General features: G+C 37.9%; 12 protein-coding genes. 8 read left to right on the top strand and 4 right to left on the bottom strand.

Annotation, left to right across the window (positions count from 1 at the left end):
* Nucleotides 1-3: 3 nt before the first annotated feature.
* Nucleotides 4-489, bottom strand: a complete 486-nt coding sequence (rraA, locus tag QZ562_RS00920) for a ribonuclease E activity regulator RraA (RefSeq protein ID WP_293755644.1) — start codon at nt 487-489, stop codon at nt 4-6.
* A gap of 1,278 nt (nt 490-1,767) precedes the next feature.
* Here rraA and QZ562_RS00915 point away from each other — a divergent pair.
* The 6 genes from QZ562_RS00915 (at nt 1,768) to QZ562_RS00890 (ending at nt 6,523) form a co-directional block, all read left to right on the top strand.
* Nucleotides 1,768-1,938: a lipoprotein gene (locus tag QZ562_RS00915; RefSeq protein WP_293755641.1), complete on the top strand. Its 171-nt coding sequence runs from the start codon at nt 1,768-1,770 to the stop codon at nt 1,936-1,938.
* 1 nt (nt 1,939) lies between these two features.
* A complete protein-coding gene (gene lysA / locus QZ562_RS00910) occupies nt 1,940-3,190 on the top strand; it encodes a diaminopimelate decarboxylase (protein ID WP_293755639.1) in 1,251 nt (416 codons plus the stop codon).
* 165 nt (nt 3,191-3,355) lie between these two features.
* Complete coding sequence (gene dapF / locus QZ562_RS00905) at nt 3,356-4,186, top strand: diaminopimelate epimerase (RefSeq protein WP_293755637.1); 831 nt, start codon at nt 3,356-3,358, stop codon at nt 4,184-4,186.
* Nucleotides 4,187-4,206: 20 nt separating this feature from the next.
* Nucleotides 4,207-4,872: a DUF484 family protein gene (locus tag QZ562_RS00900; RefSeq protein WP_293755783.1), complete on the top strand. Its 666-nt coding sequence runs from the start codon at nt 4,207-4,209 to the stop codon at nt 4,870-4,872.
* 8 nt (nt 4,873-4,880) lie between these two features.
* Nucleotides 4,881-5,780: a tyrosine recombinase XerC gene (locus QZ562_RS00895; protein WP_293755634.1), complete on the top strand. Its 900-nt coding sequence runs from the start codon at nt 4,881-4,883 to the stop codon at nt 5,778-5,780.
* A 26-nt stretch (nt 5,781-5,806) separates the two neighbouring features.
* Nucleotides 5,807-6,523 (top strand): HAD-IA family hydrolase, encoded by a 717-nt coding sequence (locus tag QZ562_RS00890; RefSeq protein ID WP_293755631.1) that lies wholly within the window; start codon nt 5,807-5,809, stop codon nt 6,521-6,523.
* 33 nt (nt 6,524-6,556) lie between these two features.
* On the opposite strand, the gene cysE is transcribed toward QZ562_RS00890, so the two are convergent.
* Entirely contained in the window at nt 6,557-7,336 is a 780-nt protein-coding gene (gene cysE, locus QZ562_RS00885) for a serine O-acetyltransferase (protein WP_293755628.1), read from the bottom strand.
* Nucleotides 7,337-7,459: 123 nt separating this feature from the next.
* On the opposite strand from cysE, the gene uvrD reads away from it, so the two are divergent.
* A complete protein-coding gene (gene uvrD, locus QZ562_RS00880) occupies nt 7,460-9,628 on the top strand; it encodes a DNA helicase II (protein ID WP_293755626.1) in 2,169 nt (722 codons plus the stop codon).
* 774 nt (nt 9,629-10,402) lie between these two features.
* On the opposite strand, the gene rarD is transcribed toward uvrD, so the two are convergent.
* On the bottom strand, nt 10,403-11,296 hold the full coding sequence (rarD, locus tag QZ562_RS00875) for an EamA family transporter RarD (protein WP_293755623.1): 894 nt from the start codon (nt 11,294-11,296) through the stop codon (nt 10,403-10,405).
* 98 nt (nt 11,297-11,394) lie between these two features.
* On the opposite strand from rarD, the gene chrA reads away from it, so the two are divergent.
* Entirely contained in the window at nt 11,395-12,543 is a 1,149-nt protein-coding gene (gene chrA / locus QZ562_RS00870; protein WP_293755621.1) for a chromate efflux transporter, read from the top strand.
* 9 nt (nt 12,544-12,552) lie between these two features.
* Here the strand turns inward: chrA and QZ562_RS00865 are convergent, their stop codons facing one another.
* Nucleotides 12,553-13,488 carry a diguanylate cyclase gene (locus QZ562_RS00865; RefSeq protein WP_293755618.1) on the bottom strand — a complete coding sequence of 312 codons (936 nt, stop codon included), beginning with the start codon at nt 13,486-13,488 and terminating at the stop codon, nt 12,553-12,555.
* Nucleotides 13,489-14,102: the final 614 nt, after the last annotated feature.

Here is a 14,102-nt window from a genome sequence, read left to right as displayed (position 1 = left end):
CCATTATTCTAGATCTAATGGTTCTGGCGATAAGATAATACCAGTACTGTCAGCGTATAAGTGGTCTTCTGGTAAAAATGTTACGCCACCAAAGTTAACTGCCACGTCAATTTCACCAGTTTCTTGGTCATCTGCACTAACAGGAATAGAAGCAATGGCATGAATACCAATATTGATTTCTTCCAGCTCGTCTACTTCACGAACGCTGCCATAACATACTATCCCTTCCCAGCCATTATCAAATGCCAATTGAGCAGCGCTAGAATCGATTAGAGCTCTGCGCATGGAGCCACCTCCATCGATTAACAGAATTTTACCTAATCCGGGTTGTTTCAGGGTTTTTAAAACCAACCCCTTATCCTCAAAACATTTAATGGTAGTAATTTCACCGCCATATGAGGCCCGCCCTCCAAAACTAACAAACATGGGTTCAACCACGTCAACACTGTCGGCAAAGACGTCACAAAGAATAGAAGTATTATAATCCATGTTTGTTCCAAATATAGCTGAGTAGAGTCTAAGTATACTGCTAGTGCACAGCAAATCCAGCGTAAACCTATTCTGAATGGATTCACCATCGTCATTAGACCTTGGCAAAAATGTTATTTGATTTTCATTGTTCATGTATGTGATTTTTATGTTGGTAATATTTAGGCCTCATCAATGAAATTCTCAGCACAACATGCCATAGCATTTTTTTATTTTACAACTAATAGAAATTGTCGCTGGATAAAGTGTCTATCTAAAACTAGTGACAGTCGATTCACACTCATACTCGGCCTAATGCTTTGATGGTTGGAGTCCAATCATGGGGTATTATCTCTATACTCAGGGTTACTGAGTTACACGTTAGAAATTCCTATTTATGTATTACTCAAAGGAGGCTCAAAAAGGACTCAAAACGTCAGAGACATTGTCATCATATTGGTGTGCTTAATGCATATATAATGTCGAGATATAAATATAGTTTGCTTTCCAAATAAGCCACGGCTGCATTTCTGAGGTCATCTTTAAACACACATCTTTATCCTACATTAACTGCTGTTGCATATGAATGGGTAAGTTGTAACGGTTACTTTAAAGTCCTACAGGGCGTTCATTATTCCAGTGATATAGTTGCAGGCTTACCTGCGGGTATAAAGATGTCTGCTACCAGTTTGTAGGTCCTTTAATATCAACATGTGGTAAAAGTTCTTTATTCATTAAGAGTCACGTGTCATATCTTCATTGCTAGGTTTTTATCACAAGAGAATAAAAAAGAAGAGAAGAGAAGATAAAATATAATTGTTGGCCTTCACTTTCTAAGGATAAATAAACACCATCACTTTAATATGTGAATTGTTAAACTGTATGCTTGTGCCGGATCATGCAGGTCATGGTCTTAGACATCATTAAAGCGAGCTGTAAGTGACATTTTTAAGAATAGTCTAATTTTTATCTGACCCTAATATTCTCAATATTATTAATAATATTAACGTAGCTCATATACTTACATAAAATAACCATTGAGGGAGCAGTGGCACAATGTCAAAGTATTTTGTGCAGCTAGTTGACGTCAGATTACATTTTCATGTCGTAATTATTGATAACCTGCTTACAAAATGTGTAATAAATTGACATCGTATGGGCAAATCAAAGATTGCTTAAAAAACTTTTTTTAAATTAGTTATTTCATATTGCATAAAATAAACATTTTATGCACAGCAACTCTTGTTTTTATCCTCGGTAGTGACATTATTGCGTCCTATACATTAACGGGTGGTTATGATGTCAATCAGAACAAAATTGAATGCAATTGGCTTAGCTTTATTAGGGGTATTCGTACTCACTGCCTGTGGTCAAAAACGTGCTTTATATTTACCTGAAAAGCCTAGTACAAACACCACCGTACCGGACTCAAAAGTACCAGCACAGTCCGTCGAAGAAGGAAAAGATTGATATGGACTACTTTGCCTATAAAGACCATCAACTGTTTGCTGAAAACGTAGCGCTTGAAACCGTAGCTCAAACATATGGTACGCCATGTTATGTGTACTCGAAAGCCACAATTGAAAGGCATTGGCATGCGTTTGATAGAGCAGCAGGTAACCAACCACATTTAATTTGTTACGCAGTAAAGGCTAACTCTAATTTAGCAGTATTAAATGTGATGGCCAAACTAGGTTCAGGCTTTGATATTGTTTCTGGTGGTGAACTATCAAGAGTACTCAAGGCCGGTGGAGATCCTAGTAAAGTGGTGTTTTCTGGAGTGGGTAAAACACATTTTGAAATTGCCTTAGCCTTAGAACATAATATTAAGTGTTTTAATGTCGAATCACGTAGTGAGTTAACTCGTATAAACGAAGTCGCTGAACAAGTAGGTAAAAAAGCCCCTATTTCGATTCGCGTCAATCCTGATGTAGATGCAAAAACCCATCCATACATTTCTACAGGTCTTAAAGACAACAAGTTTGGTGTAGAGCGCCAACAGGCAGTTGAAATTTACCAATATGCACATAGTCTACCTTTTTTAAATGTTATCGGCATCGACTGCCATATCGGTTCTCAACTTACTGAATTAGCACCTTTTGTTGATGCTTTGAACATATTACTTAATTTAATAGATGAATTAGCCGAACAAAATATCCATATACAACATCTCGATGTAGGTGGTGGACTAGGCGTGACTTATAACGATGAAAAACCACCTCACCCAGATCAATATACTCAAGCAATCACTGAACGTTTACAGGGACGAGAAGAGCTATTATTAATATTTGAACCTGGTCGTGCAATTATGGCTAATGCTGGTGTGTTATTAACCAAAGTTGAGTTTTTAAAACAAGGAGCAGAGAAAAATTTTGCGATAGTTGACGCGGCTATGAATGATCTTATACGCCCAGCACTTTACTCAGCATGGCAGAATATTATTCCAGTAAACGCTAAGCTTGAAAGAGCCAAAGCTGTCTATGACGTAGTTGGACCTATCTGTGAAACTGGCGATTTTCTTGGAAAAGACCGTGAGTTGACTATTGCACCCAACGACTATCTTGCAGTTCGCAGTGCTGGTGCATATGGTTTTGCTATGGCGTCTAACTACAATAGTCGATGCAAGGCCTCAGAAGTTCTAATTGATGGTGATAACATGCATTTAGTCAGAGAGCGCGAAAAAATAGAGCAGTTGTTTGAAAGTGAGCACATACCAACATAAAAAGACGTTATTATTTATATTCATAATTTTTTTTTACATTGTGACTATTTAGCCTGTATCTTGTTAAAGACATAGTCAGTCTTTCACTGAAGTGATATAACTAATTCTATCTCCAATACGTATTTAATCTCGCGTATTGATAACAATTTTAGCTAAGTAGTCGCAATGCAAGTTCAGTTTTCAAAGATGCATGGTCTGGGAAATGATTTTGTTGTTATTGATAACGTAACGCAAAACGTATTTTTTTCCAAAGAGAAGATCCAACAACTATCAGACAGAAATTTTGGTATAGGATTTGACCAACTTTTGATGGTTGAACCTCCTTACGATCCAGAACAAGATTTTCATTACAGAATATTTAACGCAGATGGTTCTGAGGTTTCTCAATGTGGAAATGGTGCTCGCTGTTTCGCTCGCTTTGTTAAAATGAAAGGCCTAACTAACCGTAACAAAATCGTCGTTAGCACTAAAGCAGGTCGCATGGTTCTCTACCTTGAGAAAGATGGACAAGTCACAGTCAATATGGGCGTTCCCGAATTTGAACCGAACTTAGTGCCAATCAAAGCAAATAAGCGTGAAAAAGTATATATATTGAGAGCACAGGAACACACCTTTTTTTGTGGTGCTGTTTCTATGGGTAATCCACACTGTGTACTGTTAGTCGACGATGTAGAAACTGCAGATGTTGAATCTATGGGCCCTTTGCTTGAGAAACACGAACGTTTTATCGAAGGTGCAAATGTTGGGTTCATGCAAATTATTAACCACAGCCACATAAAGCTTCGAGTTTTCGAAAGAGGTGTAGGTGAAACATTAGCTTGTGGCAGCGGAGCATGTGCAGCGGTTGCTGTGGGACAATTACAAAATAGATTAAGTAAAGATGTAAGAGTTGATTTGCGAGGTGGTAGTTTAAAAATACGTTGGCAAGGCAATGACAATGTTTTAAAGATGACCGGCGCAGCTGAGCATATTTTTGATGGATACATTAACCTTTGAGTAAAGAGTTGCAAAATAAAATGGATATAGTGACTGCATATGAATCTGAGAATCTAATTGACGCTGAACAAGTAGCTGCCTACCTACTCGAAAATCCTGATTTTTTCACAAAATTTCCACAGGTTATTGAACAAATTAGTATCCCTCATATACACAAAGGCAGCGTATCTTTGATGGAGCTGCAAAGTGAGCAGCTGCGAAAAAAGGTCAGAAGCTTAAGCCATAAGCTGAATCAATTAATTAATATTGCCAAACAAAATGAAGCTATCTATCGTGTGTATGCAGATTTGAATTTACGCATTTTAAAATGTACCAACCTTGCTGATCTCGTCTTTATTTTGGAAGAGGTTATCCAAGAAAACCTGCAGTTAGCATCCGTCACATTAAAACCTTTCAAAGGTGCCCATGCTTTGCCCGAAATCCAGCGTCGTTTGTTTATAGAAAAGCGTTTCAAAACACAGCGGCTTTTCTTTGGACGCTTAAGCGATCATGAACGCAAATTATTGTTTGCTGATCAAGAAGCTAATTCAGTTGCTTTACTCTTGATCGGTGACCTAGACGAATTTGGGATTTTAGCAATCGGTAGCAAAGATCCGGGACACTTTAACCCGGGGATGGATACATTATTGATCACACAACTACAGCAATTTTTAGGTATTTTGCTACCTAAAATGCTGACTTATTGATTAGTGCAATGTTAAAACCAAGCCTACATACTTGGTTAGAAAAATATTTCGCATACTTAAAGTACGAAAAAAACCTAGCTCATAATTCAATAGAAAATTACCAACGGCAGCTTTTGGTATCTTTCAATCAACTTGACATAGAAAACTGGTCATTATTTACTACGTCAGATGTACGTAACCTCTTGAATGAAGCACGTAAAAACGGTTTAGGTTCTCGCTCAATTGCATTACGTTTGTCATCTATCCGTGGTTTTTGTGCATTTTTGGTTCAGCAAGGTCAGCTAGTACAAAACCCAGCGACATCAATTCAAGCACCTAAACAAGCCAAACCATTGCCAAAGCAATTGAATGTCGATGAGATGCATCAATTACTAGATATCAAAGAAGATGACCTTTTGGCTATCCGAGATAAGGCCATGATGGAACTTATGTATAGTTGTGGATTACGTTTATCAGAATTAGCTAATATTAATATCAAAAACATACAACCTGACAGGCAATTAAGAGTTATAGGTAAGGGTAATAAAGAACGTTTGTTGCCAATTGGTAAAATTGCATTCGAAGCATTAACTTTCTGGCTAAAAATAAGGCCAGAACTGTCATCTAGTGAGGAACCTGCATTATTTGTTGGGATGCGAAAAAACAGGCTCGGCACAAGGCAAATAGCGAAACGTATGAAACTGTGGGCTATTCGACAAAATCTAGAGCAATCGGTTAACCCACACAAACTTCGGCACAGTTTTGCTACACATGTTTTAGAATCAAGCTCAGACTTAAGGGCAGTGCAAGAATTACTTGGACACGCTAATTTATCTACAACCCAAGTATATACGCATCTGAACTTTCAACACCTGGCCCACGTATACGATGCCCCAAATCCTAGGGCAAAGAAGTCTAGGCCGTCTTAAAATTTAACAAGAATGTATACTTCTAAATGATTTATTATAAAAAACTTAAACCAATTCAAGCGATTACTTTCGATTTAGATGACACGTTGTACGAGAACACAAGTGTGATCGTTAAGGCAGAACATTCTCTAATCGAATTTATGCATAATCAATATCCTGTCACTAAAGATGTAAACAAAGACTTTTGGCGCTCTCAACAAAAAGCACATTTTTTAGCAAATCCATCATTAAAAAATGACATGGGTGAGTTAAGACGGCTTTCCCTCGAATCTGGTTTTTTGGCATTAGGCTTTTCAGGCGACAACTTAGGTGTGGCGATTAAACGGTGTTTCGAACATTTCTATTTTCAAAGAAGTAATTTTTCTTTACACAAAGATATTCATTCTTTATTGAAGTCATTATCAGATAGGTTACCTTTAGTTGCCATTACCAATGGTAACGTTAACCTGCAACAAATCGGACTTGACGGCTATTTTAGTGCTTGCTTTCAAGCGAGTGTTGAATTGCCGATGAAACCTAATAAAGCAATGTTTGTTGCAGCACAGGCTCACTTAAATATTCCTCCCGAAAATATTTTACATGTAGGCGATAACTTGCAAAAGGACATTTATGGTGCACTTAAAGCAGGTTATCAAACGGCTTGGTATGCTGAAGATAGAGAGATGAACATGCTTAATGAAAAAACACACGTTTTACCTCATGTGCAATTAAGTCAGTTAACCCAGCTGTTAGCAATTGTTTAAATCCGTCCATGTAATTAAAATAAAAAGAAGGCTCTAATCTTCCAATATATTTTGTTGCATCGTTTCACAAGGTTTTTGAGAGGTCGGTTTACCAACAATCTTGGCAGGAATACCGGCCACTGTCACATGTGCTGGTACATCATTGAGTACCACGCTACCCGCTCCTACTTTAGCGCCAGCACCTATAATAATATGACCTAGAATCTTAGCGCCAGCACCAATCATTACCCCTTCGCGCACCTTAGGATGGCGGTCACCTGCTTCATTACCCGTTCCACCAAGTGTCACAGATTGCATAATAGAGACATTATTCTCAATAACAGCCGTTTCGCCCACCACGATCCCAGTTGCATGATCAAACATGACCCCTTGACCTATTGTTGCTGCAGGGTGAATGTCTACCGAAAAAACTTCTGAATTTCGGCTTTGAATAAACAATGCTAAGTCTTTTCGTCCAGCCATCCAGAGTTGATTAGCTAATCTGTGGACTTGAATAGCTTGAAAACCCTTAAAATTTAGCAACACAGTTAAAAAAGAATGCACTGCGGGGTCACGCTTAAACACTGCTTGAATATCACATATTCCCGCCTCTACAATTTCAGGGTGCAACAAATAGCTTTGTTCAAACATGGTTCTTAAAGATAAAGAACCCATCACATTGTCAGCTAATTTATTCGATAAAATGAAACTTAGAGTAGTTTCAAAATTATGATGAGCCAATATGCAAGTATGCACATAACTTGATAATAGAGGTTCTCTATTCATAAGTTGCTCTGATTCTGCTTTGAGTTGCAACCAGAATTCAATACTCATTCTGTTTCCTAATATCTAGACCTAAACCAAACTTGTTAGATTATATTGGGTTAAGTTTAGTGTATTTAAATACAGTGTTACTGATATACTAAAAATATATTTTTCTAATATATTTTGTGTGTAATGGATGTATCTCGACTTCTTGACCAGTTAAACGACAAACAACGTGATGCAGTGGCAGCTCCTGCATCTGACATGCTTATTTTAGCTGGTGCAGGTAGCGGTAAAACCCGAGTTTTGGTTCATCGAATTGCATGGTTGATGGAAGTTGAAGGCATTGCACCTTATGGTATTTTGGCGGTCACTTTTACAAATAAAGCGGCTAAAGAGATGCGCGGTCGCATAGAACAATTGCAAGGTAATGCGCTAAATAGTATGTGGATCGGTACATTTCATGGCATCGCTCATCGCTTGCTGCGTGCTCATCATGCAGACGTTGGGCTACCTCAAAATTTCACTATTTTAGACTCAGATGATCAATATCGATTGGTTAGACGTGTACTTAAAAACCTTAATCTTGATGAAAAACATTGGGCTCCAAAACATGTACAGTGGTATATCAACGGTAATAAAGACGAAGGTTTACGACCACAACATATCGAAACACATGGTGATGCAACACAACAAAAAATGCGAGAAATTTATCAAACCTATCAACAAACATGCGATCGAGCTGGGTTAGTCGATTTTGCTGAATTGTTACTTAGAGCACATGAGTTATGGTTAAACAATCCTTCGGTGTTAGAGCACTATCAAAAACGCTTTAGAGGAATCTTGGTAGACGAATTTCAAGACACCAACAACATTCAATATGCTTGGTTGCGAATACTTGCCGCCCCAAGCAATAATATGATTATTGTTGGAGATGATGATCAGTCAATCTATGGCTGGCGAGGTGCAAACGTAGAGAACATACAACATTTTTTGCGAGATTTTAAGGGTGCCAAGACCATAAGACTTGAACAAAATTATCGCTCCACCGGTAATATCTTAAAAGCAGCTAACGCCGTCATAGACAATAACCAAGGTAGATTAGGCAAAAAACTGTGGACAGAAGATAGCCCTGGGGAGCTCATTTCCTTATATGCGGGCTTTAATGAGTTAGACGAAGCTCGTTTTAATATTTCACGAATAAAAGATTGGCGAGACAACGGCAATGCTTTATCTGATTGTGCGATTTTATATCGTAATAACGCTCAGTCGCGTGTTCTAGAAGAAGCATTGTTACAAGAGTCTATCGCATATCGCATATATGGTGGCCTGCGATTTTTTGAACGCCAGGAAATTCGGGATGCGTTAGGTTATTTGCGTTTAATTAATCAAACCATCGATGACGCTGCATTTGAGCGAGTTGTGAATACTCCCACTCGTGGCCTCGGCGATAAGACCCTTTCGCAAATTCGCGAACTTGCACGCGAAGCAGAATTATCCATGTGGGATGCCAGTACCAGAATACTCGCTGAAAATCGCTTGACTGGTCGTGCTTCTAATGCGCTCACCTCCTTTACTAAGTTAATTTCACAACTCACACAAGACGTTTCAGAACTTCCATTAGAGCAACAGGCTGACCATGTGATCAAACACTCCGGTTTATTTGCTATGTACAAAGCAGAGAAAAGCGAAAAAGCTCAAGCAAGAATTGAAAACTTAGAAGAATTAGTTACCGCATGTAAGCAATTTGTGGTGCCAGAAGAAGCGGAAGATATGACTCCGATGTCTGCTTTTTTAGCACACGCATCTCTGGAAGCAGGTGATAATCAAGCGGATAAACATCAAGATGCGGTTCAAATGATGACAATTCACACAGCAAAGGGCTTAGAATTTCCACTAGTCTTTATGGTGGGTGTTGAAGAGGGCATGTTCCCAAGCCAAATGAGTAATGAAGAACCCGGTAAAATAGAAGAAGAACGTCGCCTTTGTTATGTAGGTATGACAAGGGCTATGCAAAAATTATATATTACTTACGCGGAAAACAGGCGGGTATATGGCCAGGACAAGTATCATACTCCTTCACGTTTTATCAAGGAGATACCGACGGACTGTATAGAAGAAGTGCGTTTGCGAACAACTATAACTCGACCAGTTCAAAATCGATTCACCCCAGTCACTGGACACACTGCTTTTGAATCAACAGGTTTCCAATTAGGGGAAAGAGTATCCCACCCTAAATTTGCCGAGGGCACAGTGCTGAATTATGAGGGCAGTGGCGAACATGCGAGAGTACAAATTAACTTTGATGAACTGGGTAGCAAGTGGTTAGTCATGTCGTTTGCGAAATTAACAAAAGTCTAGTTTTATAGAAGGAAGTTCGAATTAATCTATTCAATTAACTTTCGATCCCTCGATATTAATCCATGTAACATAAAGTATTAATATCGAGTACAACTCATTAGCATAGACATGGTGCACAGTCCTACAAATATATAATACCTTAGTCATACTTAATAAGAATAAGAAATCAGGGCTGTTAATCGTTGATGAGTCAACAGGCAATCCATGACGGCTCTACTAAAACACCATCACTTTATGAATTTTAAAGCCTTTGATGTTCATCAGTATTTGAAATCTTTGCATAGCCAATACAGTATTAAATTGGTGATACTAAGTGAGGCTACTTCAGGTTTAGAGGGTCTTAATATTATTTTTGAACTGCTTAAAATCGACTCTAAATAAGCTCTTGTTATCGATGGCTCCTTCTCAAATGCCATAAGTAGTTTCTATGTAATATTTATTAAAAGTAGCGCAATTGAACATATCACTGATGAAACAGCAGCACGATCTTGAAGTGAAGAGTTTTTGTATGTTTTTCGAAAACAGTACTGCTATAAATATTACAAATTATGAAAGACTTCCACAACGTGATGGCGAATAAGCTTCTCACTTTTAAAAATCAGTGTTTATCTTGTACCGTTAGTATAGGTCTAACTCATAATATAAAAGAGACACGAAGGCCAAGTAAATTGAAGCCAATCGGCAACTGTATACTGCAAAAAACATTAGAAAACAGGTGCTTGATACTTAACATATGCTTGGCAAGTAATGACACCTGATCCTAAACAGTTATTCCTAAATAATACGTTTTGACTTTCGATAAACTCTCAACGAATCATAGACATAAATGAATAAGCCTGACCAAACACATACAAAAGTGATAACTCTTGTGGCATCTAGTGGCTCTTGATAATGAATGACTGCTAATAGGAACATTAGGCTTGGGCCTATGTATTGGAAAAAACCTAAAGTGGTATAGCGGATACGCCTAGCTGCTGCAGTAAAGCATAACAATGGGGCGGTGGTCACTACCCCTGCAAGCATCAATGTGATATTTAAATCAGGACTGTTGGCCAACATGTTACCACTTGATGTATCTATGATTAGCCAATACAGCAAGGCAAATGGCAACATAATACAACTTTCAATTAATAAACCAGGCATAGAATCCACAGTCACTTTTTTACGCAATAACCCGTAGATACTGAAACTTGTCGCTAATATTAAAGCTATCCATGGGAGCTGGCCATATGAAAAAATCAAAAAAGCTACACCCGCTAACGCTACAAAGACCGCTAATAACTGCAATCTAGTTAGGCTTTCTTTTAAGAAAAAGCGCGCCAGTAATACATTAAATAGAGGATTAATAAAGTATCCTAAACTGGCATCAAGCATTTTATCGTTATTCACGGCCCAGATGAATACTAGCCAGTTCATCGCTAACAATAATCCACTAATTGCTAAGGTTGCGATTATTTTTGGATCTCGAATTGCCTTAAACACTTGATTAAATTTTTTTCGGAAAATCAACAATAAACACAACACCAGCACAGACCAAACTATTCGGTGCATAACAATTTCTAGGGCAGGTACACTAGTTAGTAGCTTAAAATACATGGGTGCAATTCCCCACATTGAATAAGCAGCTAGTGCAAAAATAACACCTGTTTTTACTGATTTATCGTCCAATTATTTGACCTAGCTTTAACAGAGCTTAATATGACGTGAAGTTTGATATAAGCATTTCGCAAATGCAAACTAAAACCCAAGCAAGGTAAAGTAAATTCATGAACAAAATTTGGGAAATATTTTGGCGATTTTTATTGTTAGGCTGTATCAGTTTTGGAGGCCCTGCAGCACACATTGGATATTTCCAGCATACTTTTGTACAAAATCTGAAATGGCTATCAAATGATGCATACTCTCAATTAGTTACGTTAAGTCAAATTTTGCCAGGCCCAGGTTCAAGCCAAATTGGATTTGCAATAGGACTACAAAAAGCAGGACTGGCTGGTGGAATAGCTGCCTTTTTGGGCTTCACCTTGCCTTCATTTATACTGATGTACTGGCTTGCTGTAACTGTAAACTTGGACAACCCAGCGAATTGGTTAACTTCAGTCAGTAGTGGCCTAAAATTGTTAGCCGTTGTTATTGTGCTAGATGCAGTGATCGCCATGTTTAAAAGTTTTTGCAAAAATCGTTTATCTGTCTTAATAATGCTTCTCAGCATGTTATTTCTAGTCATCTATCAATCGTTTTATACTCAATTGTTAATCTTATTCATAGCGATGATAATCGGTGTAACCAACAGCAAAACCACACTAATCCATATCAATATAAGCCAAGCACTTAAAAAGGTAGCTTGGCCACCTGTGTTAATTTTTATCAGTCTATTTTTAATCAGTCTATGGTTGAGCCAATATGATTCTTTTGTTGGTATGTTCGCAACATTTTACAAAAACGGAAGTATAGTATTCGGTGGAGGACATGTAGTGTTACCACTATTACAGACCAGCATTGGCGATACACTCACACAACAGCAGTTTCTTCTTGGCTATGCAGCTGCTCAAGGAGTGCCTGGCCCAATGTTTACTATAGCAACATTTATGGGTGCTCAATGGATAATGAACGCGCCACTAACAGGGGCGGTTTTAGCTACATTGGCAATTTTTTTACCAGGATTTTTGTTAATATTCAGTGTCAATAATGGGTGGCAATCTTTATTCCAGCATCCCAAATTTATTGGCGCTTCAGCAGGTATCAACGCTGCGGTGGTAGGTTTTCTGATGTTGGCACTCTATAATCCAGTATTTACTAGTGCAGTCCACGGCTACTCTGATTTTGGTCTAGTTGTCATTGGGTTCATAGGCCTAAAGTTATTTAAACCGCCTATACTGCTACTAATTAGTATTTTTATTTTTCTAGGTTTTGTTTGAATACTCTTACTAAGTTGATTTTTTAGTATCCGCTGAATATTGATTACGACCTGCTTGTTTAGCTTTGAACAAATGAATGTCGGCCTTGCCAATCAAATCTATAGGGTTCACCACAGCATTTTTTTTATGGGTTGGACTAAAAGCCGAAATACCTACACTGATCGTTACCACCGGGTATGAAGCCTTTTTAGCTGATTGAATGTTTCGGTCCTGCACATTCTGGATCAACTCTTGTGCTACCTGTTTAGCCCCTTTCAAATCAGTGAAAGGTAACAAAAGGACAAATTCTTCACCTCCATATCTCGCCGCAAAATCGCGTTCTCTTCTTTTACTAGAGGCAATAATGATAGCGATAATTTTCAAGCAATTGTCACCTTCTAAATGACCAAACTCATCGTTAAATAATTTGAAATGATCAATATCAATAATCAATGCTGCAACGGAATGATTTCCCCGAACCGCCGCGTACCATTCCTTATTCAGCATAGTATCTAATTGCATTCTGTTAGCTAAGCCAGTTAAGCCATCTGTACATGATACCTGCGCAAGTTTTTTCTGTTGAGCAACCATCGTCATCAAGTTAGTAACACGGTATATTAAAATACTAGGCCGTGTTTTTTTGTCAATATAATCAACTGCTCCCATAGCTAGGCACTCCTCTTCTTCTTCAAGGCTAGGTTCTTCAGTCAAAAACATGACGGGGATGTGCGCAGTAAGTTGGCTGTTTTTAACAAATGTACACAACTCCTGACCTGAGATGATAGGTGTATTCACGACACTCAAAACCAAGTCAATATCTTTAAGCATGATACTTTGTAAAGCGGATTTGCCATCTTGAGCTATTTCAATATTAAATGCTTTAGCAAAAAGCGAGGTCAGTAAAATTACGCTCTCAACATCCTCATCAATAATAAGTAATGTGAGATGATGCTGATGAGCGGTCATGATATTTCTGCATAGTGAGGCAATTCGCTACCAACTGATTTGAGGTTTAATATAAAAGCTCCTAATGTAAGCTGGAATTTTGTACCAGTATTATCCAAAAGTAGAGCATATTGTTGTTGGTTTGACGCTCGAAACATTGTGAGGGATTTATTTCTAATAAGCATATGACATCTTAACCCGTTCCAGTCTCTACATACATTTGATTATGATTGCGGCTATTTTTAGTTTCATCTAGTAACTTGTGCTGTTACAACAAGTTATTCTCACTCGTCTAATATACGATGAGTCGGCATTAAAATTCAAAATATACCATTTAATAATTGTTGAGCAAGTGACACTATTGGTCAATATATACGACATATAAGTAATCTCAACCTGCCTATCGTGTTGAGTAAGCCATTGTTAAACCGTTGTAGAATCTTAAACTTTTGGTTGCCTAATTGCTTGTCGTTTTGAAAAAAGTTTAATTTCTAGATATTAAGGATGTTTGTGCCTGACAGTGAAATTAAGCGGCTGATGAAAATTTATTTAATAGTTAGAAAATTGATTTTAAATGTACACAATTTTTATGAAGTTATCCGATGATTCTTAATTATATTCACCTATATTTTTAT

This window comes from uncultured Paraglaciecola sp. (genome assembly GCF_913058035.1).
Taxonomy (GTDB): domain Bacteria; phylum Pseudomonadota; class Gammaproteobacteria; order Enterobacterales; family Alteromonadaceae; genus Paraglaciecola.
This window is presented reverse-complemented; position numbering and strand designations above follow the sequence as displayed.